The 22,417-nt window shown below is 73.1% G+C and carries 22 protein-coding genes; 6 read left to right on the forward strand and 16 right to left on the reverse strand.

The window, feature by feature from the left end:
• Window positions 1-27 precede the first annotated feature (27 nt).
• From IH54_RS0124260 to IH54_RS0124270, 3 genes are read left to right on the forward strand one after another with little or no spacing between them, the layout of a single operon-like run.
• Window positions 28-552 (forward strand): PadR family transcriptional regulator, encoded by a 525-nt coding sequence (locus IH54_RS0124260; RefSeq protein ID WP_031520413.1) that lies wholly within the window; start codon window positions 28-30, stop codon window positions 550-552.
• Complete coding sequence (locus IH54_RS0124265) at window positions 549-1,268, forward strand: ABC transporter ATP-binding protein (protein WP_199923450.1); 720 nt, start codon at window positions 549-551, stop codon at window positions 1,266-1,268. Before IH54_RS0124260 ends, IH54_RS0124265 begins: the two co-directional genes overlap by 4 nt.
• Window positions 1,265-3,766 carry an FtsX-like permease family protein gene (locus IH54_RS0124270; protein ID WP_078862484.1) on the forward strand — a complete coding sequence of 834 codons (2,502 nt, stop codon included), beginning with the start codon at window positions 1,265-1,267 and terminating at the stop codon, window positions 3,764-3,766. The genes IH54_RS0124265 and IH54_RS0124270 overlap by 4 nt, the downstream gene beginning before the upstream one ends.
• 39 nt (window positions 3,767-3,805) lie before the next feature.
• Here the strand turns inward: IH54_RS0124270 and IH54_RS40155 are convergent, their stop codons facing one another.
• The 4 genes from IH54_RS40155 to IH54_RS0124290 form a co-directional block, all read right to left on the reverse strand.
• Window positions 3,806-5,314, reverse strand: coding sequence for an AI-2E family transporter (locus IH54_RS40155; RefSeq protein ID WP_043182058.1), 1,509 nt, complete (start codon window positions 5,312-5,314; stop codon window positions 3,806-3,808).
• Between the two features lie 255 nt (window positions 5,315-5,569).
• Window positions 5,570-6,265: a transglycosylase SLT domain-containing protein gene (locus tag IH54_RS0124280; protein ID WP_043182062.1), complete on the reverse strand. Its 696-nt coding sequence runs from the start codon at window positions 6,263-6,265 to the stop codon at window positions 5,570-5,572.
• 453 nt (window positions 6,266-6,718) lie between these two features.
• Complete coding sequence (locus tag IH54_RS0124285; RefSeq protein WP_031520423.1) at window positions 6,719-8,038, reverse strand: PhoH family protein; 1,320 nt, start codon at window positions 8,036-8,038, stop codon at window positions 6,719-6,721.
• 258 nt (window positions 8,039-8,296) lie between these two features.
• Window positions 8,297-9,058 carry an isoprenyl transferase gene (locus IH54_RS0124290; protein ID WP_031520425.1) on the reverse strand — a complete coding sequence of 254 codons (762 nt, stop codon included), beginning with the start codon at window positions 9,056-9,058 and terminating at the stop codon, window positions 8,297-8,299.
• Window positions 9,059-9,221: 163 nt separating this feature from the next.
• On the opposite strand from IH54_RS0124290, the gene mgrA reads away from it, so the two are divergent.
• Entirely contained in the window at window positions 9,222-10,250 is a 1,029-nt protein-coding gene (gene mgrA / locus IH54_RS0124295) for an L-glyceraldehyde 3-phosphate reductase (RefSeq protein WP_031520426.1), read from the forward strand.
• Between the two features lie 63 nt (window positions 10,251-10,313).
• On the opposite strand, the gene IH54_RS0124300 is transcribed toward mgrA, so the two are convergent.
• Window positions 10,314-11,042 (reverse strand): prepilin peptidase, encoded by a 729-nt coding sequence (locus tag IH54_RS0124300; protein ID WP_031520428.1) that lies wholly within the window; start codon window positions 11,040-11,042, stop codon window positions 10,314-10,316.
• Between the two features lie 69 nt (window positions 11,043-11,111).
• Here IH54_RS0124300 and IH54_RS0124305 point away from each other — a divergent pair, with 69 nt between their 5' ends.
• Both IH54_RS0124305 and IH54_RS40160 read left to right on the forward strand, forming a co-directional pair.
• The gene (locus IH54_RS0124305; protein ID WP_043182064.1) at window positions 11,112-11,534 is read left to right on the forward strand and encodes a DUF192 domain-containing protein; all 423 of its coding nucleotides are present in this window, start codon (window positions 11,112-11,114) and stop codon (window positions 11,532-11,534) included.
• Window positions 11,535-11,620: 86 nt separating this feature from the next.
• Complete coding sequence (locus IH54_RS40160; RefSeq protein WP_234343773.1) at window positions 11,621-12,379, forward strand: GNAT family N-acetyltransferase; 759 nt, start codon at window positions 11,621-11,623, stop codon at window positions 12,377-12,379.
• A 157-nt stretch (window positions 12,380-12,536) separates the two neighbouring features.
• Here the strand turns inward: IH54_RS40160 and IH54_RS0124315 are convergent, their stop codons facing one another.
• The 11 genes from IH54_RS0124315 to IH54_RS0124365 form a co-directional block, all read right to left on the reverse strand.
• The gene (locus IH54_RS0124315) at window positions 12,537-13,211 is read right to left on the reverse strand and encodes an OmpA family protein (RefSeq protein ID WP_043182067.1); all 675 of its coding nucleotides are present in this window, start codon (window positions 13,209-13,211) and stop codon (window positions 12,537-12,539) included.
• Window positions 13,212-13,216: 5 nt separating this feature from the next.
• Window positions 13,217-13,804, reverse strand: a complete 588-nt coding sequence (locus IH54_RS0124320) for a hypothetical protein (RefSeq protein WP_031520436.1) — start codon at window positions 13,802-13,804, stop codon at window positions 13,217-13,219.
• A gap of 34 nt (window positions 13,805-13,838) precedes the next feature.
• On the reverse strand, window positions 13,839-14,420 hold the full coding sequence (locus IH54_RS45660) for a pilus assembly protein TadG-related protein (protein WP_031520562.1): 582 nt from the start codon (window positions 14,418-14,420) through the stop codon (window positions 13,839-13,841).
• Between the two features lie 8 nt (window positions 14,421-14,428).
• Complete coding sequence (locus IH54_RS0124330; RefSeq protein WP_234343775.1) at window positions 14,429-14,680, reverse strand: hypothetical protein; 252 nt, start codon at window positions 14,678-14,680, stop codon at window positions 14,429-14,431.
• A 318-nt stretch (window positions 14,681-14,998) separates the two neighbouring features.
• Complete coding sequence (locus IH54_RS0124335; protein WP_078862485.1) at window positions 14,999-15,919, reverse strand: type II secretion system F family protein; 921 nt, start codon at window positions 15,917-15,919, stop codon at window positions 14,999-15,001.
• Window positions 15,916-16,845 (reverse strand): type II secretion system F family protein, encoded by a 930-nt coding sequence (locus IH54_RS0124340; RefSeq protein WP_031520442.1) that lies wholly within the window; start codon window positions 16,843-16,845, stop codon window positions 15,916-15,918. Before IH54_RS0124340 ends, IH54_RS0124335 begins: the two co-directional genes overlap by 4 nt.
• 104 nt (window positions 16,846-16,949) lie before the next feature.
• Window positions 16,950-18,284: a CpaF family protein gene (locus IH54_RS0124345; RefSeq protein ID WP_031520444.1), complete on the reverse strand. Its 1,335-nt coding sequence runs from the start codon at window positions 18,282-18,284 to the stop codon at window positions 16,950-16,952.
• Window positions 18,281-18,628, reverse strand: coding sequence for a TadE/TadG family type IV pilus assembly protein (locus IH54_RS0124350; protein WP_234343777.1), 348 nt, complete (start codon window positions 18,626-18,628; stop codon window positions 18,281-18,283). The genes IH54_RS0124345 and IH54_RS0124350 overlap by 4 nt, the downstream gene beginning before the upstream one ends.
• A 446-nt stretch (window positions 18,629-19,074) precedes the next feature.
• Window positions 19,075-20,697, reverse strand: coding sequence for an AAA family ATPase (locus IH54_RS0124355; protein ID WP_031520449.1), 1,623 nt, complete (start codon window positions 20,695-20,697; stop codon window positions 19,075-19,077).
• Entirely contained in the window at window positions 20,694-21,422 is a 729-nt protein-coding gene (gene cpaB, locus IH54_RS0124360) for a Flp pilus assembly protein CpaB (protein WP_031520452.1), read from the reverse strand. Before cpaB ends, IH54_RS0124355 begins: the two co-directional genes overlap by 4 nt.
• A gap of 12 nt (window positions 21,423-21,434) precedes the next feature.
• Window positions 21,435-22,283, reverse strand: a complete 849-nt coding sequence (locus IH54_RS0124365) for a hypothetical protein (protein ID WP_199923451.1) — start codon at window positions 22,281-22,283, stop codon at window positions 21,435-21,437.
• Window positions 22,284-22,417: the final 134 nt, after the last annotated feature.

Consider the following 22,417-nt stretch of genomic DNA (forward strand, 5'->3'; position numbering starts at 1 on the left):
GTATACGCGTGGTGTAGTGTGCTCCGCATGTCAATCGGCCATGCCCTGCTCGGACTTCTGGAGTCCGGCCCGCGCCACGGTTACGACCTCAAGCGCGCCTTCGACGAACGCTTCGGACACGACCGCCCCCTCGCGTACGGGCAGGTCTACTCGACCATGGCCCGGCTGCTGCGCAACGGGCTCGTCGAGGTCGACGGCATCGAGCCCGGCGGCGGGCCCGAGCGCAAGCGGTACGCCATCACCGACGCCGGGATCACCGATGTCGCCGCGTGGCTCGCGCAGCCCGAGAAGCCCGAGCCGTACCTCCAGACGACCCTCTACACCAAGGTCGTCCTGGCGCTGCTCACCGGCCGCCCGGCCGCCGACCTGCTGGACACCCAGCGCGCCGAACACCTGCGCCTGATGCGCGAGCTGACCCGCCGCAAGGGCACCGGCGACCTCGCCGACCAGCTCATCTGCGACCACGCCCTCTTCCATCTGGAAGCCGACCTGCGCTGGCTGGAACTGACCGCCGCGCGGCTCGACGAACTCGCCGCGGAGGTGACCCGGTGACGTACTCCCCCACCACGGGCGACGGCGCCCGACCGGCCGCCGAGCCGCTGCTGCTGGCCCGCGACCTGCACAAGGCCTACGGCCGCACGCCCGCGCTGGACGGCGCCGACATGTCGGTACGGGCGGGCGAGGTCGTCGCCGTCATGGGCCCGTCCGGCTCGGGCAAGTCGACGCTGCTGCACTGCCTGGCCGGCATCGTCCGGCCCGACTCCGGCGAGGTCCGCTATCGCGGGCAGGCGCTGTCGGCCATGTCGGACGGCGCCCGCAGCGCCCTGCGCCGTACGGACTTCGGCTTCGTCTTCCAGTTCGGGCAGCTGGTGCCCGAACTGACATGCCTGGAGAACGTCGCGATACCGCTGCGGCTCGGCGGGCGGCGCCGCAAGGACGCCGAGGCCGAGGCGGCGCGCTGGCTGGAGCGGCTGGAGGTCGACGACGTCGCGGGCCAGCGGCCGGGTGAGATCTCCGGCGGCCAGGGGCAGCGTGTCGCCGTGGCCCGCGCACTGGTCGGCGGGCCACGGGTGGTCTTCGCCGACGAGCCGACCGGCGCGCTGGACTCCCTCAACGGCGAGCGCGTCATGCGGCTGCTGACCGCGGCCGCGCACGACACCGGCGCCGCCGTCGTCCTGGTCACGCACGAGGCGCGGGTCGCCGCGTACTCCGACCGGGAGATCGTCGTACGGGACGGCAAGTCGCGCGACCTGGACCGCGTGTCATGAGCGGCTCCCCACGACCGCGCGAGCCCTTCGCCGGTTTCGACGCCACTGCCCGCGCCCCGCACGGCCCCACCGCCCCGCACGGCCCCGCCGCCGCGCACGGCCCCGCCGGCTCCTCGGACGCCGACCGGCCGCGCGCCGGGCTGCGCGGCTGGGCGCACGACCTGCTGCTCGGCGCCCGCTTCGCCGCCGGCGGCGGGCGCGAGGGCTGGACCCGCACCGTGCTGACCGCGGTCGGCGTCGGGCTCGGCGTGGCGCTGCTGCTGCTCGCGGCGGCCGTACCGGCCATGATGCACACCCGCGACCAGCGCCGCGTCGCCCGCGACACCCTCTCCGTCGGCGAGCACCTCGAGCCGAGCGACCGCACCTTCCTGCTCGCCGACGAGAGCACCACCTTCCGCGGCGACCAGATCACCGGTGTTCTCGTCGCGCCGGACGGCCCGCACGCCCCGACCCCGCCGGGCGTCACGGCGATACCGCGGCCCGGCGAGATGGTCGCCTCCCCCGCGCTGAAGAAGCTGCTGGCGCACGAACCGATCCTGCGCGAGCGCATCCCGTACGAGATCACCGGCACCATCGGCAAGGCCGGGCTCATGGGGCCCGCCGAGCTGTACTACTACGCGGGCAGCGACAAACTCCTCGCCCACGACGCGAGCGGGCGGACCGGCAACGCCGACCGGATGGCCCGCTACGGCGCCCACAGCAACTCCGAGGTGCTGGGGCCGGTCTTCACGCTGCTGCTGATCATGGTCGTGATCGTGCTGCTGCTGCCGGTCGGGGTCTTCGTCGCCACCGCGACCCGGCTCGGCGGCGAGCGCCGCGACCGGCGGCTCGCGGCGCTGCGGCTGGTCGGCGCCGACATCCACGCCACCCGGCGCATCGCGGCGGGCGAGGCGCTGCTCGGGACCCTCCTCGGGGTGCTGGTGGGCGTCGGGTTCTTCCTGGGCGCCCGGCAGTTGGCGACGTACATCACCATCCGGGACATCTCCGCCTTCCCCTCCGACCTCGCACCGGACCCGCTGCTGACGGTGCTGATCGTCCTGGCGGTGCCGGCCGCCGCGGTCGCCATCACGCTGCTGAGCCTGCGGCGCACCGCCATCGAACCGCTCGGCGTCTTCCGCGACGGGCTCGGGAGGCCGCGCCGGGTGTGGTGGCGGATCGCCATCCCGGCGGTCGGCCTGGCGATGCTCGCCCCACTGTTCGGCAAGGTCAGGGGCGACGCGTCGGTCAACGAGTACCAGGTCGCGACCGGTGCGGTCCTGCTGCTCGTCGGGGTGACCGCGGTGCTGCCGTGGCTCGTCGAGACCGCGGTCGGACGGCTGCGCGGCGGCCCGGTCTCCTGGCAACTGGCCACCCGGCGGCTCCAGTTGAGCAGCGGCTCGGCCGGGCGCATGGTCAGCGGGGTGACGGTGGCCGTCGCCGGCGCCATCGCGCTGCAGATGCTCTTCCACGCCGTGGACGGCGACTTCGTGTCCGACACCGGCGCCGACACCGCACGGGCGCAGGTGGAGGTGGACGACTGGGGCGCGGGCCCCCGCACCACCGCACAGGACATCCGGCAGCTCGCCGCCACCAAGGGCGTCCGCGACGCCACCGGCTACACCAGCGCGAGCGTCAACCGGCCCGACGCGTACAAGCTCAGCGGTGACGCGCTGAGCGCGGACACCGTCTCGCTGACCGTCGCCGACTGCGCGAGCCTGCGCAACTTCGCGGCGATCGGCAAGGACTGCGGCCCGCACAGCGTCTACCTCGTGGCGCCGCCCGCCGGGGAGAACCGCACCTCCGCCGGCTACGTCACGCCCGGCGCGCGCGTCGACCTCAACACCGACTACTCCGACCGCTACACCGGCAACCCCCGGCTGTGGACGATCCCGGCCGGCGCCCGCACGGTCGCTTCCCGCACCGACCCGCTCGGCGGCCGGATGTGGGGCATCTTCACCGTCCCCGGCGTCATCGACGACACGTGGCTGTCCACGTCGTACGCCGAGATGTTCGTCAACCTCGACGACCGGACGCCGGACGCGGTCGAGTACGTCCGCAACACCACCGCGCGCTTCGGACTCGACGCCTACGCCAGCGACATCCACGGCACCACCTCCAAGACCGCCTACACCCAGCTGCGCCGTGGCCTGTTCGCCGGTGCGACCCTCACCCTGGTGCTCATCGGGGCGAGCCTGCTGGTGACCATGCTGGAGCAGCTGCGGGAGCGGAAGAAGCTGCTGGCCGTGCTGGTGGCCTTCGGCACGAAGCGCTCGGCGCTGGCCTGGTCGGTGCTGTGGCAGACCGCGGTGCCGGTCGTCATCGGCCTCGCCCTCGCCGTGGCGGGCGGGGTCGGCCTGGGGGCGGCGCTGCTGGCGATGGTCGCCCGGCCCTTCCGGATGGACTGGGCGGACGTGTTGTCCATGGCCGCGATCGGCTCCGCCGTCGTCCTGGGGGTGACTCTGCTCAGCCTCCCCCTCCTGTGGAGGCTGATGAGGCCCGACGGCCTCCGCGTCGAGTAGCGGGCTTCCCTGTCGCGTAGGGGCCGAGGGGCACGGCCCCTACGCGGGGTCCGGAGCGGGCTCGGGCTCGGCCGGGGCGGGAGGCGCCGCCGCAAGGGGAGAAGCAGGGGGGACGGCGGCGCGGTCGCGCGCGTACGCGCGGAGGTAGCCCACCACCGTGTTGCTCACGGCGACGAGGGGGACCGCCACGACAGCACCCCCGATACCCGCGACGAGCGACCCCGCCGCCACGGAGAGGACGACCGCGAGGGGGTGGACGCGGACCGCGCGGCCCAGGATGAAGGGCTGCAGGATGTGGCCCTCGATCTGCTGGACGGCGAGCACGACCGCGAGCACCATCAGCGCTATGAACGGGCCCTCCGTCACCAGCGCGACGACCACGGCGATGAAGCCGGAGGCGACCGCGCCGACGAGCGGGACGAAGGAGGACAGGAAGATGACCACCGCGAGCGGCACGGCCATCGGCACGCCGAGGAAGAAGATGCCGATGCCGATGCAGATCGCGTCGATCAGCGCGACGATGACCGTGCCCCGCACGTACAGCGTCAGCGTCCGCCAGGCGCGCGGGCCGGCGCCGGCGAGCCCGTCGCGCGCGGCCTCCGGGAAGAGCCGCAGCACCCACTTCCAGATGTTGGGGCCGTCGTAGAGCAGGAAGAGCGTGCTGAACATCGCCAGCAGCATGCCGGTGAGCAGGTCGACTATGACGGTGACGCCTTCGAGCCCGGCGTCGGTGAGCGCCTTGGAGTTGGAGCCGATGGCGTCGCTCAGGTTCTTCGCTATGTTGTTGATCTGGTCGTCCGTGACATGGAAGGGGCTGTTGAGCAGCCACTTCTTGCCCTCGGCGATACCGTCCTGAAGGCTGCTGGACAGGTTGTCGACGTTGTCCATCACCTGCCAGACGACGAACCAGCCGACCAGGCCCATGACGACGAACCCGCCGATGAACACCATGGCCGTGGCCAGCCCGCGCGGCACCCCCATCCGCTTGAGCCGGGCCACGAACGGCTGCAACAGCGCGGTGATGAGCAGTGCGGCGGCGAAGGCGAGCACCACCAGGCGCACCGCGCCGATGACCCGCATCAGCACCCACACCGTGCCGGCGAGGATCAGCAGCCGCCACCCGATCTCGGCGGCGACCCGCATGCTCCACGGCACCATCGCCGCCGGGTCTCCCGGCGGGGCCGCGGCCGCCCGCTGTCCGGGGATCGCGGCGGCCACGGGTCTCGCCGCGGCAGGCTCCGCCGCGGGCGCGGCGGCGGCTTCGGCCCCCGGATCGGCCGACGGTCCGTCCGGACCACGACCCGAACCCCGTTCCGCACCCGAGTCCGAGTCCGAGTCCGAGCCTGAGCCCGTGCCTGGCACGGGAGTTGGGGCGGCTTCCGGGGCCGGGGCGGGGGCGGCCTGTTCGGCGGCCGGGGCCAGCACGGAGAGGGCGGCGTCGTGCTCGGCCTCGCGGGCGGTGACCCTGGCGTGCCGCTCTTCCAGCCGGCCCGCGAGTCCCGCCAGCCCGGCTGCGAGCGCGGTACTCCAGTTGCGCTTCTCGGCCATCGCTCCCCGCCCCCCTCGACACGTCGTTGTGGACCCGCTGTGCAGGACGACGTTACCTGCCCTTGGGGTTGCCTTTGCTGCAGACCCGCACCCGGATGGGGGAACACGCCGACAAGTACGGATGAACACCGATGAAAGCGGGCGACCGCCGTCGACGGCGGCCGGCCGCGGACGCACGGAACCCCCGGGACCGTAACGGCCCGGGGGTTCCGTGGAATTCCGTGCGCCTCGGCGCGGCGGCCCAGTATCAGCGGCCTAGTAGTAGTGGTTGACCTGCCAGAAGGACCAGGCCTCGCACGGGCTGCCGTAGCGCGAGTTCATGTAGTTCAGGCCCCACTTGATCTGGGTGGCCGGGTTCGTGCGCCAGTCGGCGCCCGCGGAGGCCATCTTGGAGCCGGGCAGAGCCTGGACGAGGCCGTAGGCGCTCGACGAGGGGTTCTGGGCGGTGTAACGCCAGCCGCTCTCGTGCGACACGATGTTGGAGAAGCACGCGTACTGGCCGCTCCCGACGATCTGCTTGGCCATCGCCTTGACCTCGGCGATGGTGTACGTCGCCTGGGTCGGGAAGCTGGCGTCGGGGTTGCCCTTGCCTGCGGCGAGCTTCTTGAGCCGCTCCTTCTCCGCAGCCGCGTCCGCGATCTTCTTCTTCGCCGCCGCGTCCTTGGCCGCCTGCACGCGGGCTGCCTGCTCCGCGCCCTGCCGCGCATGCGCGTCGGCAGCGTCCGACTGGGCCTGTACCTGCTCAGTCAACGACGCCTGCTGGACCTGCTGTCCAGCCGGGATGTCTGCGAGGAGGGTCGTCGTCCCGGCAGCCTCGACGGGTTCGTTGGACCCGCCCTGATCGGCGCCCGACGCGACGCCCACGACGGCGCCCACAGTGGTGACCGCAGTGGCTGACGCCACCGCGAATCCCCGGACCGAGATCCGGCTCACACGGTTTCCTTCCGGCATCGCCCGCTTGGTGACCGCACGGACGAAATCGTGCCCCTGGCGCTGCCCCCTGGTCCGGTCCGCCGTACGGGCCGGTCGGTCACGGGGGTCTGGCCCGGTGCGAAGTCCGTAGCGGATTCGCGTGGTGCTCGGGCGGCTCATGGCGGTCGATGTTGACTTGTCCGGTGGTGCGAACCCGTTCCCCGAGGGGTAGGGGCGTGCCATGAGCGGGGCCTGACAGCCTCACACCCTGCCGTACGCAGACGCCGCGCGGCAATTTCCGGTTGAGTGGCAAAGCTCACATCGGCTAATGCGCGCCGATTTCCGGACGCGGAAGCGGTGAAACGCTAGGCTGCTGCGCCCCTTTCGCGGGGCGCAGCAGCTTCACTTCCGCTCAGATGCGGGCCAAACGGGACCAACGGCCGTACGGAGGCCGCAGGAAGACCGCGTCAGCGGCCGGCCCGCCGCGACGGCTCAGCCGACGCCGTCCTCCAGCATCTCCGTCACGAGGGCGGCGATGGGGGACCGTTCGGAACGCGTGAGCGTCACGTGGGCGAACAGCGGGTGTCCCTTCAGCTTCTCGACCACGGCCACCACGCCGTCGTACCGCCCCACCCGCAGGTTGTCGCGCTGCGCCACGTCGTGGGTCAGGACGACCCGCGAGCCGGAGCCGACGCGGGAGAGCACCGTCAGCAGCACGTTTCGCTCCAGCGACTGCGCCTCGTCGACGATCACGAACGCGTCGTGCAGCGAACGGCCGCGGATGTGGGTGAGCGGCAGCACCTCCAGCATGCCGCGGGCCACGACCTCCTCGATGACCTCCTTGGAGGTGACCGCGGACAGCGTGTCGAAGACCGCCTGCGCCCACGGGCTCATCTTCTCGGCCTCGGTGCCCGGCAGGTAGCCCAGCTCCTGGCCGCCCACCGCGTACAGCGGCCGGAAGACCATCACCTTGCGGTGCTGGCGGCGCTCCAGCACGGCCTCCAGGCCCGCGCACAGCGCGAGCGCGGACTTGCCCGTGCCGGCCCGGCCGCCCATCGAGACGATGCCGATCTCCGGGTCCAGCAGCAGATCCAGGGCGACGCGCTGCTCGGCGCTGCGGCCGTGGATGCCGAACGCCTCCCGGTCGCCGCGCACGAGCTTCACGCGCCCGTCGGCGGTGACCCGGCCCAGCGCCTTGCCGCGCTCGGACTGGAGCACCAGGCCGGTGTGCACGGGCAGTTCGGTCGCCTCCGGGAGCACGATCGACTCCTGCGCGAACAGCGCGTCCACGTCCTCGGCGCCCACCAGCAGCTCGGCCATGCCCGTCCAGCCGGAGGTGATCGCCAGCTCCGCGCGGTACTCCTCGGCCAGCAGGCCGACGGAGGACGCCTTGACCCGCAGCGGCAGGTCCTTGGAGACGACGGTGACGTCGTACCCCTCGGCCTGGAGGTTGCGGGCGACGGCGAGGATCCGCGAGTCGTTGTCACCGAGCCGGAAACCCGCGGGGAGGACCCCGGGATCGGAGTGGTTCAGCTCGACGCGGAGCGTGCCACCGAAGTCGCCGATCGGGATCGGCGCGTCCAGCCGTCCGTGGCGGATCCGGAGCTCGTCGAGCAACCGCAGGGCCTGGCGGGCGAAGTACCCCAGCTCGGGGTGGTGGCGCTTGGCCTCCAACTCCGTCACCACGACGACCGGGAGCACGACCTCGTGCTCGTCGAATCGGGTGAAGGCATTGGGGTCTGCGAGCAGCACGCTGGTGTCGAGTACGTACGTGCGCCGGTCGTGAACACGGCGATTCTTGCTGGTCACCACGTGTGGACGAACCCCCTCGGGGAGAGGTGAGGCTGCAATCCGGCAGCCGCTGGCCGGATGCCGGTCTGCCAGTGGTATGCCCTGGAAATCCGGTACCCATGCGGATGCATATGACAGTCATCCGACGGTCATGATCCGGTCACGGTCCGCTCACCGGCGCCGCGGCGCCGGGCCGGTCGCGACAGATGTCACGGTAACTCCGCACGTCCCGACCACAACAGCCGTTTTTGTCCTGGTCAGCGGAGGGATGCCCGCCGGTTACGCGCCGTAGCGGCGGTGCCGGGCGGCGTAGTCGCGCAGCGCCCGCAGGAAGTCCACCTTGCGGAAGGCGGGCCAGAAGACCTCGCAGAAGTAGTACTCGGAGTGCGCGCTCTGCCAGAGCATGAAACCGGACAGCCGCTGCTCGCCCGAGGTGCGGATCACCAGGTCGGGGTCCGGCTGGCCGCGGGTGTAGAGGTGCTCCGAGATGTGCTCGACGTCCAGGATCTCGGCGAGGTCCTCGATCGTGGTGCCGCGGCTCGCGTGCTCGTACAGCAGCGAACGCACCGCGTCGGCGATCTCCTGCCGGCCGCCGTAGCCGACGGCGACGTTCACCAGCAGGCCGTCGATGCCGTGGGTGTCCTGCTCGGCCTCCTTCAGCACCGCGGCCGTACGGTCCGGCAGCAGGTCCATCGTGCCCACGTGGTGCACCCGCCAGCGGCCGGTCGCCGCCAGGCCCGCGACGCAGTCCTCGATGATGCCCAGCAGCGGGACGAGCTCCTCCTGCGGGCGGTCGAAGTTGTCGGTGGACAGCAGCCACAGCGTGACCACCTCGACACCGGTCTCCTCGCACCAGCCCAGCATCTCGGCGATCTTGTCCGCGCCCGCCTGGTGACCCTGCTCCGCGGTGCCGCCGGCCGCCTTCGCCCAGCGCCGGTTGCCGTCGAGGATCACACCGATGTGCTTGGGGGCCTGCGCCACGTCGAGCCGGCGCTCCACCCTGCGGGAGTACAGCCCGTACACCAGGTCGCGCAGCTTCATCGCGTACCAGCCCCTCCTGCGCATCGTCGCCGGGCGCCAGGGTACTGCCCGAAAGGCCGTCCGGACGAACCGGGTGGCGGCGCGGCCGCGGCCCCCGGACGGCACGTACGACCAGATGGCACCGCACAGTAAGCGGTTAAACCGGCCGTGATAGGGAGAACCCGTGAACATCAGAAACCTCTACCGCGCCGCCGACGAGCGCTACGCCGGCATGGAGTACCGCAGGACCGGCCGCAGCGGGCTCAAGCTGCCCGCGATCTCGCTCGGCCTGTGGCACAACTTCGGCGACGACCGCACCCTCGACTCGCAGCGCGCGATCCTGCGCCGCGCCTTCGACCTCGGCGTCACGCACTTCGACCTCGCCAACAACTACGGACCGCCCTACGGCGGCGCCGAGGCCAACTTCGGCACCCTCTTCGCCCAGGACTTCCGCCCCTACCGCGACGAGCTGGTCATCTCCACCAAGGCCGGCTACGACATGTGGCCCGGCCCGTACGGCGAATGGGGCTCGCGCAAGTACCTGCTCTCCTCGCTCGACCAGTCGCTGGGCCGCATGGGCCTGGACTACGTCGACATCTTCTACTCCCACCGCTTCGACCCGGAGACCCCGCTGGAGGAGACGATGGGCGCGCTCGCGTCCGCCGTCCAGCAGGGCAAGGCGCTGTACGTCGGCATCTCGTCGTACGGCCCCGAGCAGACCAGGGAGGCCGCGCGGATCCTGCGCGGCATGGGGGTGCCCGCGCTCATCCACCAGCCGTCGTACTCGATGATCAACCGGTGGATCGAGACGGAGGGGCTGCTCGACGTCCTGGAGGAGGAGGGCATGGGCTGCATCGGCTTCGTGCCGCTCGCCCAGGGCCTGCTCACCGACCGCTACCTCGGCGGCATCCCGCAGGGCTCGCGCGCGGCGCAGGGCAAGTCGCTCGACCCCTCGCTCGTCAACGACGAGACGATCGCGCGGCTGCGGGCCCTCAACGAGGTCGCGGCCGGCCGCGGCCAGTCGCTCGCGCAGCTCGCGCTGTCGTGGGTCCTGCGCGACCCGCGGGTCACGTCCGCGCTGATCGGCGCGTCGTCGGTGGCCCAGCTGGAGGCGAACGTCGCCGCCGTCGGCTCGTCGCCCCTCACCCCGGAAGAGCTGGCGGAGATCGACCGCCACGCCGTCGAGCCCGAGGGCGTCAACCTCTGGGGCTGACGTCCCGGCCCGGCGGGGTGCCCCACGGGGTGGCCCCGCCGGGCTGCGCGGTGCCGCGGCGCGTCAGGTCAGGAGCAGGGCCACCGCGGAGCCCATCAGCATGAAAGGGCCGAAGGGGATCGGGGTCTTGCGGTTGGCGCGGCCGGTGGCCAGGAGGGCGAGGCCCACGACCGCGCCCAGCAGGAAGGCCGCGAGCGTGCCGGTGACGACGGCGGACCAGCCGTACCAGCCGAGGGCCAGGCCCAGCGTGGGGGCGAGCTTGACGTCGCCGAAGCCCATGCCCGCCGGGTTGATGAGGAAGAGCACCATATAGAGGACGCCGAGCGCGGCGCCGCCCAGCAGCGCCCGCGTCCACGACCCCTCGTGCGAGGGCAGCAGCGCCGCGCCGCCCAGCAGCACCGCCGTACCGCCCAGCGCGGGCAGCGTCAGGACGTCGGGGAGCCGGAAGACGCGCAGGTCCACCAGCGCGAGGGCCAGCCCCACGGGCACCAGCAGCAGCCACACCGCCAGCTCCGGGTGCGCCCCGGCCACCGCCGCGATCCCGGCGCACAGCGCTCCGCACAGCACAGCCGGGGCCAGGCCCCCGGCGGACATCCGCCCGGGGCCGTCGCACCCGGCGCAGTGGGCGGGCCCCACCCAGCCGCGCGGCCCGGCGGGCAGCGGGTGCCCGGCGCGGCAGCCCGCGGCCCACGGCTCCCCGGACGGCACCGCGAGCCGGTGCGCGGCCCGCGGCAGCAGCAGCCCGCTCGCCATTCCCCATACGGCCGCGGCCACGATCGGATAGACATGCACGAACGCCGACCGTACACGCCCGGCCCTCCCCGGGGGACGGGGGTCGGGCGGCAGTCCGAGGGAGGGCCCATGCACCGGCGTTGGCGCGACGGCGCCGCCACCCTGCGCACCCCGCAGGCCGACGTGCCGCTGCGCGTCGCCGCCTCCTACCGCGCCCGCACCCGCGGCCTGCTCGGCGCGGACGGCGTCGAGGGCGCGCTGCTGCTCACCCCGGCGTCGAGCGTGCACACGGTGCGGATGCGCTTCGCGATCGACGTGGCCTACCTCGACCGCCGGCTGCGGGTGCTCGCCGTCCGCACGATGTCCCCCGGCCGGGTCGGGCGCCCCCGCCTGCTGGCCCGGCACGTCCTGGAGGCGGAGGCCGGGGCTTTCGCGCGGTGGGGGGTGCGGCGCGGGGTGCGGGTCGAGGTGGTGGCGGAAAACGGGACGGGGACAGAGGGCGGCGCGGGGGACGGGGCCGGTGCCGGTGCCGAGAGGCGCAAGATGAGCTGACGATCAGCGGCGCTGACGGTTACCGCCGTCTCACATTGCGGCAAACCACCGTGCACGCTCCCCCGCCCGGCTGATAGGCATGCAGAATGCACATCGGATCGGCCACCGGAACGGCCGTCACAGACGAGATCGCCTCATACGACCCGCTTCCCTCCGACGACGAGCTGTGCCGCTGGGCGGCGCGTGACCGCGAGACCGCGCGGGTTTTCCGGCGGGGAGCGGCCGTCGCGGTCGCCGCGCCCGGACTGTCGATGCGCGACCGGCTCGTGGTGACCGGACCGCCCGCGGAGGCGATACCCCTCGCGCGGGACGTCGCCGGAGAGGTCGGCCGCGGCTACCGCCTGTTCGGCGACCGGGGTCTCGTCGACGCCCTCGTGCACGCCGAACCCGCCCTGCGCCCCACTGCCGGCTTCGGCTGGATGCACCGCACGGGCTCCCCCGCCGTCCCGCCGGACGGCTCCGCGCGCTGGCTGCCGCCCGCCGCCGCACCCGGCGTCACCGCGCTGCTCGACCAGGCCTTCCCCGACTCCTACGCCTACCCCGGCCGCCCCGGCGCCGCCGACCGCTGGGCCGGCGTCCCGGCGGAGGACTCCGGCGAGCCCCTCGCGGTCGCGGCGCTCGCCTGGTGCGCCCCCACCGTGGGCCTGCTCGCGGGCGTCGCCACCGCCCCGGCCGCGCGCGGGCGCGGGCTGGGCCGCCGGGTGTGCGCGTTCGTGCTCGCCGAAGCGCTCGCCGCGTACGGCACGGCCGCGCTCGTCGTCGACGACGACAACACCGCCGCCCTGCGCCTCTACCGCTCCCTCGGCCTCGGCTACCGCCCGCTGCGGGCCGCGTCCTTCGGCTGAGCGGGGGGCGGAGGGCGGAGGGCGGAGGGCGGAGGGACGGGGAGGCGCGCGGACGAAGAAGCGGGCAAAGAAAACGGGCCGGTTCGCAGGGGGGGAGAGCGAACCGGCCCGAGGGGGGGAGTTACACCGTACCGCGTCTCGGCCCGCATCCCGCACGTTACGCGGCAGGAGGAGTGAAGGTGATTTCCACGCGGCGGTTCTGCTGGCGGCCGGATTCGGTGGAATTGTCCGCTATGGGATAGTCCTCGCCGTAGCCGCGGACCTGAAATGTGTGGGACGAGTCACCGGCGCCGGCGAGTGCCGCGGCCAGCACCTGGTAGACCGCCTGTGCGCGCTGTCGCGAGAGCGTCACACCGTGCTCGCTGCTCCCCAGGTCGTCCGTGAATCCGAAGACACGGATGGGTGACGTGACGTGCCGGGCGTTGATGTCCGTCGCGATCGCCTGGATACGGGACGTCGCCGCGGCGGAGAGCTTCGCGCTGTTCTTCGCGAAGGCGACCTCCGACTGGAGCGCGTAGGTGACCGTCGCGTTCGACGTCTCCTCGCGCTGCTCCGGCTGGTCCGCGGCCACCGAGGACTCGTCCGACACCGACACGATGTCCAGCACCTTCGCCGGCGCGAGCTTCGACCCCTCGGGCAGCCGGAGGTTCGGCGAGCCCGCGTCGATGTGCTCCGGCGCCCCCGGGCTCGCGTCCCCGGCCGCGGGCGGCGCGGTGGGCGTCCCGGTGTCGGCGGTGGCCGCGCCCGCCGCGGGCGCGACGGCCACGGCGGTGCCGCCGGCCAGCAGGACGACGCTGAGCGTGATGCTTGCGGCTGCCGCCGCGGGCTTCATACGGATCACCCCTCGGAGATGGTGATTTTGGCGGGGGGCATGGTGGGGAGTTCGAAGTCCACCTGCGTGGTCGTCTCCGGCGGTGCCGGGAACTGCGCGAAGAAGGGCCGGGTCTCCTCGGGCTCGATGTCGACGAGGCCCATGGTGCACAGGCACATCCCGCCGGTGTCCCGGAGGACGTAGTACCGCTTCTTCCCCGCTGGGTCGACGAGGACGGCGCCCGCCACGGAGGGACCGGAGGGCACCAGTTCGGTCTCCGGGCCGCGCCAGTCGACGGCGTCGAACGCTTCGTCCCCGTTGTTGGTGACCGTGCCCTGGACGGTGACGAAGCCGCCGGAGTCGCGACTCGCCGAGTTGATCGTGATCGTCATCCCCGCCTCCCCCTTGACCTGGGCGAGCACCGTGGTCGGCGTGGCCGAGGGCGTGTCGCCCGCGGACGCGGTCGCCTTGCCGCCGCTTTTCGCGGCCGACGTGTCCGACTTCGCGGGGGGCTTGTCGTCGTTGCCGCCCGATCCGCCGCCGCAGCCCGCCAGCACGACCGCCGCCGTCGCCGTCAGCGCCACGGCGAGCGGCGCTTGGTGCCGCTTCCTCATCGTTCCCCGTTCCCTCACCGCTGGACCGACCGCCTCACTTGCTCAGATGAACCGTGTAGAGAGCCGACAGGTCGAGTACGAACCCGCCCGCCGTCGGATCGACCGTCAGGCTGCCCTGGTCGCAGGCCAGCCGGACGGCGGTGCCGTCGAGCCCGTCGAGGGAGCAGCGCGGTTCCACCACCGCCGTCGCCTCGGCCGTCGGGTAGACGTCCTCGCTGCCCTTCACCACCGAACTGCCCACCGACGAGCGCGAGGTGACCTTCACCGTGAAGCCGAAGTCCGCGCCGGGAGCGAGACCGCAGTCGTCCACCTCGGCGCCGTTGTCCGCGGCGAAGGCGGAAGCCTTGCCGCACGCGGCGGCGACGTCCTGCGGCGAGTGCGCGAGCAGCGCCTTGAGCGCCTGCGGATCTCCGGAACCGAGAGCGGTCAGCACAGCGTCGTGCAGCGCGTCCCTGCCCTCGCGCGCCGCGGCGAGCGCGGCGGCATCCGCCGCCGTCTGCGTCGTGTTCCTGGACACCGCCGCCTGTCCCACTGCGAAGTAGGCGAACGCCAGGAAGAAGAGCGCCGTCAGGGCCACGATGTAGATCCCGACCGTCTGGCCGTCGTCCCCCCGCAGGCCCGCTGCTACTTGCCGCCGCCGGAGATCTTGCGGATGGACTTGAGAATCGCCTTCTGGATGGCGTCGCCGATGCTGGTGGTCGCCAGCACCCCGATGATCACCGCGATCACCACCGCGATCCCGAGGTACTCGAACGACGTCTGGCCGCGGTCCGAGCGGGCGGTCAGACGGGCCGAGAGGCGTTCGGTCGCACTCTCCGTGCGGGTGCGGAGCCAGATCTCGGCGGTGGTGTAGCGCTGGAGTGCCCACCTGGTCATGATTGTTCGCCCCATCCTTTGTCACCTGGCTGGTGATACGTGCGGCGGTGGCCGTGGGGTGCCCGTCGGGGTCGGGGGTGGTGGTCACGGTGCACCGCCTCTCGCTGGTGGTCGGTTGTCGTCCGCAGCGGGTCAATCCGGATTGCAGGTGCAAATATGGTTGCGAATGCAAAGGTACACCCGAACCTCGGGCATTCGCAGCCGGTCGTGCGCCAATCGCCCACCGTGTGACCCGGCGGACAAGTGGCCCCTACAGCATGGCGGTTGCTCACCGCCTGTCGCAGCATGATCACCGTTTCCGGCACCGCCCACTCCACTTCATTCACCGCCGCCGCCGAAGATGTCGCCGAAGTGGATCTGCGAGCCGATGAGGGTGCCGGAGATCAGCAGGATCATCGTGGCGGGAACGAGGAGCACGGTGATCACGCCAGTGGCGCGGGGGACCATACGGGCCGCGCGGCGGCGGGCGCTCTGGGCCTCGGTGCGGCGCATGTCGGTCGCGATCTGGAGAAGGGTGCGGGCGATGGGCGCGCCGAGTTCCTCGCCCTGCTGGAGGGCGGTGACGAACTGGCCGACCTGGTCGCTGCGGTTGCGCTTGCGGAGCTGGTCGAAGGCGTCGCGGCGGCTGACGCCGACGTCCATCTGGCGCAGGGCGATGCGGATCTCGTCGGACCAGGGGCCTTCGTAGACGGCGTTGACGCGTTCCAGCGCCTGCCGGAAGCCGAGGCCGGCGCTCACGACGACGGCGAGGACGTCGAGGAAGTCGGGCAGGGTGCGCTCGATGTCGTCGCGGCGGCGGCGGATGGCGAGCCAGAGGCCGAGGTCGGCCCAGAACCAGCCGTAGGCGAGCAGCAGCAGGGCCAGGAACCAGCTGCCGCGGGTGATGAGCAGCAGGGCGGTGAGACCGCCGAGGAAGCCGTGGACCGCGCGCCGCGCGGCGTACCGCTCGACGGTCAACCCGTGCGGGTGGCCCGCGTGTTCGATGCGGGCGCGCATCTTCGCGACGCGGGCGGGTCCCATGAGCCGCATCACCAGCGGGGCCCAGCGGATGCCGAGCCGGTCGACGGCGTTGCCGGCGCGGGTGGTGCGGGTGCTGCCGACCTCCAGGGCGAGCGCGAGGTCGTCGGGGAGCTTGGCGTCGGAGCGCAGCAGGCCCACCGCGTGGACGACGCCGACCGCGCAGGCGGCCAGCGCGAGGGCCAGCCCGAGGCCGGCGAGGGTCATGGTGCTGGTGCTCATATGTCGATCCTCGACATCCGGCGGATCAGGGCGAAGCCGACGACGTACAGCCCGAGCGAGATCAGGACGCAGATCCGGCCGACGGTGGAGCCGGTCATGGCGCTCAGCGAGCCGGGCATGACGCGGTCCAGCAGGAAGAGCGAGCCGAGGCCGATGACCGGTACGGCGTAGGCGGTGACGGTGACCTGGGACATCTGGGTACGGATCTCGCGCCGGGTCTCCTTGCGCTCCTCCAGGGTGACGGTGAGGTTGCGCAGCGACTCGACGACCGAGCCGCCGGCCCGGCTGGAGAGCACGAGCGTGGAGACCAGGACGACCAGCTCGCGGCTCGGCAGCCGCTGCTGCAGCTCGCCGAGCGCGTCCTCGACGGAGTGGCCGAGGGCCATCGCGTCGGCGACCTGCCGCAGCTCCTCGCCCGCGGGCGCGTCCAGCTCCTCCGCGGCCATCGACACGGCGGTGCGCAGTGCCAGCCCGGCCTGCGTGGCGTTGGCCAGCACGCGGGCCAGGTCCGGGAGTTGGGCGATGAAGCGCTCGGTGCGCACCCGGCGGCGCCATTCCAGGAAGGAGTACGCGGTCCAGCCCGCGACGAGCGCGGCTATCGGCCCGAAGAACGGTGCGAAGACCACCCACGCGGCGACCCACGCCCCGGCCACGACGCCGATCGAGGCGGCCGTGAACTGCCCCGGCGTGAGGTCGGTGCCGGTCGCGGCGAGCTGCCCGGCGAGCCTGCGGCCCCATGCGTAGCCTCGCACCAGGCGGTCGAGCCGCGCGAAGGGCACGGTCGAGCCGCGCGCCTCGCCCGCGGCGCCCAGCTCGGCGGCGAGCCGTTCGACGAGCGCGGCCCGGTCGGCGCGGCCCCCGCGCCACGCGTGCAGGCCCCACACCGCGAGCAGCAGGGCGAGCAGCGTGACGCCCAGCACCAGCAGCGGATAGGGGCCCGCGGCGAAGTTGCGCCCCCCGGCGGCGGCTTGCGAGCGGACGCCCTCCGGTGGAGCGCCGGTCGCCGACGCCACGAGGGCCTGGAACGCGCTCACTTGGCCTCCCGGCTGTCGAGTTCGAGTTCGCTCTCGCCCACCCCGAAGGCGGCGGGCACGTGTTCGCCGGCGAGGTAGAGCCGCTCGCCGATCTCCCGTGGCACGGGCCGGTGTTCGTACCAGCCGCGGACGATGCGGTCGACGCCGAGCGGCTCGGCGCGGAAGCGGGACGCGGAGGTGAGCCGGAAGACGTCGCGGCCGCGCGAGGACAGCACGGCGATCTCGGCGATGCGGCGCGTGCCGTCGATGTGCCGGTTCAGCTGCACGATGACGTCGACGGCGCTGTTGATCTGGTCGCGCAGTGCCTCGTAGGGGATCTTGACCTCGCTCATCGACGCCAGCGTCTGCAGCCGCAGCACCGCGTCCTCCGCGGAGTTGGCGTGCACGGTGGCCAACGACCCGTCGTGGCCGGTGGACATGGCCTGCAGCATGTCCAGGGTCTCACCGCCGCGGACCTCGCCGACGATGATCCGGTCGGGGCGCATGCGCAGGCTGTTGCGCACCAGGTCCCGGATGGTGACCCGGCCTTCGCCCTCGACGTTGGGCGGGCGCGACTCCAGCCGGATCACGTGCTCCTGCTGGAGCTGGAGTTCGGCGGCGTCCTCGACGGTGATGATCCGCTCACCGTCCGGGATCAGCCCGGAGAGGGCGTTCAGCAGCGTCGTCTTGCCCGAGCCCGTACCGCCGCTCACGATGATGTTGCACTTCGCGCGGACCAGCGAGGCGAGCAGCAGCAGCATGTGCTCGTCGAGCGTGCCGAGCCCGATGAGCTCCTTGAGCGTGTACGCGCGTGGGAAGCGGCGGATGGTGAGCGTCGGCCCGGTCAGGGCCAGCGGCGGGATGATGACGTTGACGCGCTCGCCGGACGGCAGGCGCGCGTCGACCATCGGATTCGACTCGTCCACCCGGCGGTTGACCGTCGACACGATGCGCTCGATCGTCTGCAGCAGCTGCTCGGCGGACGAGAAGCGGGCGGCTACCTGCTCGATGCGGCCGCCGCGCTCGACGTAGATGCGGTCCGGGCCGTTCACCATGATCTCGGTGATCGACGCGTCCTCCAGCAGCGGCTCCAGGATGCCGAGGCCCAGCGCCTCGTCCACGACCCGGCGGATCAGCGCGGCGCGCTCGGCGGTCGACTGCACCGGGCCCTCGCGGCTGATGATGTGCCCGAGCACCCGCTCCAGCCGTGCCCGGCGCTCGGCGGGCGCGAGCGTCGACATCTCGGCGAGGTCGATCTCCTGGAGCAGCTTGGCCCGGTAGACCGCGACGAGGTGACTCTCCTGCGTCTGCGGGGTGGGCTCGTCGGCGGCGAGGCGCGCACGCAGGCTCATGGGGCGGTGTCCTCCCTCGGCATGGTCGCTGACCGCGACACGGGCCCGAACAGGTGCACTCCGGGAAGCACGGAGGGCACGTCGACCTTCGCGGTGGCGGTGTACGAGTCAGGGGACGTCCCCCAGCCGATCCTGACGGTCAGCCAGTCGCTGACGGCCGCGCCCCCGGCCTGCGTCCCCGCGCCCGTGCCCCCGTCCGGCGGCGGCAGCGCGGCGGTACGCGCTGCCGCGCGGGCCGCCGTCCCCGCCTGTTCGCCGCAGTAGGCGACAAGGCCCAGCTGGATCCCCGCGAGGGCGATGAGCAGCAGGAACGGGAGCATCCCGAGGTATTCCAGCGAGGCCACGCCCCTCTCCCCCGTCCGCCGGCCACGCCCGCCAAGGCCGCGGCTGAGCCGCGGGCCGAGCTTCCCGCCCGCGGCAGGCGGTACGCCGGGGGTGCGGCTGCGCCGCGGGGCGGGCGTCCGGGGGCGCGTGGGGGCACCTCCCCGGCGAAGCGCCGGGGGAGAACTGCGCGCCCGGCGCAGACGGCGCCGCACTCCGCCACCGACCGAAAGGGGCAGTTCGGTCCTCCCCCAGAACGTCGCCTGGGCGGTGCCCCCTGGACCGCCGGCCGGTGGTGGGTTGCTCGTGCAGTTCTCCCCCAGGGCTTCGCCCGGGAGGTACCACGCGTCCCTCAAAACGCCCGCCCGGCAGCGCAGCCGTGCCGTGGGAGTTGCCCCGCCGCGCAGCCGCGGCCCCGGGGCGGTCGCCCGGCGACGACAAACGCTCACCGCCCTGCGCAGCAGATACCTCATCCCGCGGGCCGTTCGCGGGGGATGCGGGCGTGGCCGTGGATCTTCGCCGGGAAGTCGATCGCGCCCGGGAAGAGGACCGGCACCTTCAGCGTCACCGTCACCGACACCGTGCCGTCCGAGGTGGAGGTTTTGACGTCCGCGGAGTCGGCCCACGCGCCGGGCAGGTCGGACGCGGCAGCCTCCTCCGCCGCGGACTGCGGGTCCGCGGCGACCGCGGCGGCGCGCGCGGCCTCGTCCGCCGCGTTGCCCGCGAGGGTGAAGGTGTAGCCCGCGAGGACGGCCTGCCACACCAGGATGAGGGTGACGAGGATGATCGGCGTCATCCCGAGGGTCTCCAGGGTCACCTGGCCCCGGTCGCCCCGGTCGCCTTTCCCCGTACCGGACGCGGCCGCGTCCTTGCGTTCGCGGCGGGACTTCTTGCCCCGCGGAGCGGGAAGCGTCGCGCCGGTGACGACGCCGATCTCGCCGGCGAGGGACCAGATGCCGGCCTTGACGGTGGAGCGGGCGTCGAGGTCGTGGAGGCGGCCCGCGTCGATGACGGGCTGGAGCTCGCGGAAGGCGGCGGGGACGACCGACGCGGCGATGCGGGTGCCGGTGATACGGCCGACCAGGGTGGGCTGGATCTCGGTGGTGCGGGTGTGGCGGTTGACGACCGCGACCGTGTCCTGGGGCTTGCGGATCTGCAGCCGGTCCCACAGCCGCACCATGCGTTTGGCGGCGCGTACGGCGACGACGTCGGGGGTGGTGACGAGCACCGCGGTGTCGGCGACCTCGACGGCGACCGCGTTCGCGCCGGTGATCTGGGTGCCGCAGTCGACGACGACGACCTCGTAGCGCTGCCGCAGGGCGGTGAGGACGAGGCGGGCGGCACGATCGGTGACCTCCTCGCCGCGCTCCCCGTCGGCGGGGGCGAGGAGCAGGGCGAGGCCGGACTCGTGGACGTACATGGCGTCCTGCAGGACGCGCGAGGAGACGTCGGAGATGCCGGCGAGGTCGGCGACGGAGCGGCGGAACTGCACGTCGAGGTAGGAGGCGATGTCGCCGCCCTGGAGGTCGAGGTCGACCAGCGCGGTGGAGCGGCCGGAGGCGAGCGCGGCGAGGGCGACGTGGACGGCGGTGACGGTCGTGCCGACGCCACCCTTGGCGCCCGCGACGGCCACCACGGTGCCGCCCGCGACGGCGGGCAGTGCGGCGGCGCGCTGTGGGCCGAGGTGCCGGCGCACGCCGCCGGCCCAGGTCGCGGCGGCCTCCACGCGGGCGCCCAACTCGTCGTAGGCGAGCGGGAGTCCGACGACACCGCGGGCCCCGGAGTTCATCGCGGCGGCGAGCGCGGCGGGGCCGGTGTCGGGGGTGAGCAGGACGACGCCGACCGCGGGGAAGCGCAGCGCGATGTCGCGGACCAGGTCCAGGGCGGGCATCGGGCCGATCGTCTCGTGGACGATGACGACTTCGGGCAGCTCGTCGAGACCCGCCTCGGCGGCGCGCGCGAGCAGGTCGAGCAGCGAGCCGGAGTCGGGCAGCGCGGGGGCCGGTTCCGCGCCGGGGAGCTGGGCGAGCAGGCCGAGGAGGGCGCGGGCGGCGTCCTGGTCGGAGGTGCCGGCGACGATGCGGATGGTCACGGGCGGGCACCTCCCGCGCCCGCGGTGTCGCCAGCCAGCGTGTAGTTGCGGGACGCGGCGGGCGGGGCGGCGGTGTCGCCGGGCGCGACCAGGGCGAGCCGGACGTGCTCGGCGAACGACTCGGCGTAGGCGACGCGTTGGGCGTCCTCGGCGTCGAGGGCGAAGGTGATGGGGACGCCCTCGGTGGACTGCCGCTGGGACTCGGCGTTCTTGTCGAAGGCCTTGATCTCGCCGACGTCGACGACCTGCGCGCCGGCGACGATGATGCGCGAGACGTCCGGCGCGGCGTCGGTCTTTCCGGCGAAGGTGGCGAAGATGTTGACCCGCGCGCCCGGGGTGATCTTGCCGGCGACGCCGGTCTCGGCGTCGATCATGATGGCGATCTCCATCTGGCCGGGCTTGAGCTGGGGGCGCGGCGCGACCATGTCGGTCTGCAGCAGCGAGCCCTTGGTGAGCGCGACCGCGGCGATCTTGCCGCGCACCTGCGCGAGGTCGCGGACCGCGGTGCCCGGCAGCCAGCGCGAGGGGACCTGGACCTGGCGCACGTCGGAGGCGTCGAGCTGCTGGTAGGCGGGTACGTCGGTGGTCAGCTCGTACGCGGTGACCTTCGAACCGACCTCGGAGCGCGCATCGTTGACGACCGCGAGCACTCCCGCGAAGGCGGCGACCGCGCAGACGGCGGAGACCACCAGCAGGACGACGCCACGGCGCTGACGTGAGTTCATGTGCGGTCGCACCTATCGCTTGTGGGGTTCGAGTTGGGGGCGGCGCGGGGTCTCCACGGACCGCCCTCGCGGGTTCGCGGCGTGCTTGGCCGGGCCGTGCCGGTCGGCCAGCCGGGTGGCGCAGAACAGGCACTGGTCGCCGATGACTTCGAGCCCGCACCAGGTGCAGGTGTCGCGCCGCACCGAGGTGACGAGCTGGTAGAGCATGCCGACGTCGGCGATGTAGGCGGTGAACTCGACGAGCTTGCCGGTGCCCCACCAGCGGGCGGAGTCCGGCGGCAGCGGTACCTCGCGGACGTGCTGCGAGCGCCACGCCGCGGCCAGCGGGCCGGTGATCCAGCCCGGGTCGAGGCCCTTGCCGGCGAGCGCGAGCTGCGTCATGTACCCGGGTCCGGGCGGTACGGCTGCCGGGTCGGCCTCGCCGACGTACGGCTCGGGGTGTGCGAGGACGGCGAAGTGCCGCCCGGGGACGAGGGACTTGACGTGGCTGCCGACGCCGACCGGCACCCGGTCGAGCTTGGCGACGGAGCCGAGCAGCGCGCCGGAGTGCAGGTAGTACGACAGCAGCCGGGCGGCGCCGGCCAGCACGCCGGGCCCGAGGTCGGTGCCGGAGAGCTGGCGCAGCTGCTCGCCGAGCAGGACGCGGGCCAGCGGCGGCAGGGCGAGCGGCACGATGGCCAGCCGGTCGGCCTCCAGGGCTGACCGGACGGTGTGCAGCCGGCGGCGGGCGGCGTCGTCGACCTCGGCGGGTGCGAGCGCGACGACGTGGCCGTACGCGTCGAGCGCGGCGGCGACGTGGGCGACGTGCTGCTCCAGCGGTAGCGCGAGGTCGTCGGAGGTGACCGTGATGACACTCGGCATCCGGAACCTCCCCCTTTCCGCCTGAACGGCCCCCTCGGCCTGGCGTTTTACGGTCGTCAGCTTATCGATGGGTAGCGGGTCGGGTGCGCAAAGTTGCGTATCGGGACAGGCGAACACCGGCTGTCGGCAAGAGG

The sequence above is a fragment of the Streptomyces sp. NRRL F-5123 genome (assembly GCF_000721495.1).
Classification (GTDB): domain Bacteria; phylum Actinomycetota; class Actinomycetes; order Streptomycetales; family Streptomycetaceae; genus Actinacidiphila.

Excerpts from the sequence above, each read along its gene's own strand:
- IH54_RS0124260 (WP_031520413.1), top strand. The coding sequence starts at position 28 with ATGTCAATCGGCCATGCCCTGCTCGGACTTCTGGAGTCCGGCCCGCGC.
- IH54_RS0124270 (WP_078862484.1), top strand. The coding sequence starts at position 1,265 with ATGAGCGGCTCCCCACGACCGCGCGAGCCCTTCGCCGGTTTCGACGCC.
- IH54_RS40155 (WP_043182058.1), bottom strand. The coding sequence starts at position 5,314 with ATGGCCGAGAAGCGCAACTGGAGTACCGCGCTCGCAGCCGGGCTGGCG.
- IH54_RS0124280 (WP_043182062.1), bottom strand. The coding sequence starts at position 6,265 with ATGCCGGAAGGAAACCGTGTGAGCCGGATCTCGGTCCGGGGATTCGCG.
- IH54_RS0124290 (WP_031520425.1), bottom strand. The coding sequence starts at position 9,058 with ATGAAGCTGCGCGACCTGGTGTACGGGCTGTACTCCCGCAGGGTGGAG.
- IH54_RS0124305 (WP_043182064.1), top strand. The coding sequence starts at position 11,112 with ATGCACCGGCGTTGGCGCGACGGCGCCGCCACCCTGCGCACCCCGCAG.
- IH54_RS40160 (WP_234343773.1), top strand. The coding sequence starts at position 11,621 with ATGCACATCGGATCGGCCACCGGAACGGCCGTCACAGACGAGATCGCC.
- IH54_RS0124315 (WP_043182067.1), bottom strand. The coding sequence starts at position 13,211 with ATGAAGCCCGCGGCGGCAGCCGCAAGCATCACGCTCAGCGTCGTCCTG.
- IH54_RS0124320 (WP_031520436.1), bottom strand. The coding sequence starts at position 13,804 with ATGAGGAAGCGGCACCAAGCGCCGCTCGCCGTGGCGCTGACGGCGACG.
- IH54_RS0124330 (WP_234343775.1), bottom strand. The coding sequence starts at position 14,680 with ATGACCAGGTGGGCACTCCAGCGCTACACCACCGCCGAGATCTGGCTC.
- IH54_RS0124335 (WP_078862485.1), bottom strand. The coding sequence starts at position 15,919 with ATGAGCACCAGCACCATGACCCTCGCCGGCCTCGGGCTGGCCCTCGCG.
- IH54_RS0124345 (WP_031520444.1), bottom strand. The coding sequence starts at position 18,284 with ATGAGCCTGCGTGCGCGCCTCGCCGCCGACGAGCCCACCCCGCAGACG.
- cpaB (WP_031520452.1), bottom strand. The coding sequence starts at position 21,422 with ATGAACTCACGTCAGCGCCGTGGCGTCGTCCTGCTGGTGGTCTCCGCC.
- IH54_RS0124365 (WP_199923451.1), bottom strand. The coding sequence starts at position 22,283 with ATGCCGAGTGTCATCACGGTCACCTCCGACGACCTCGCGCTACCGCTG.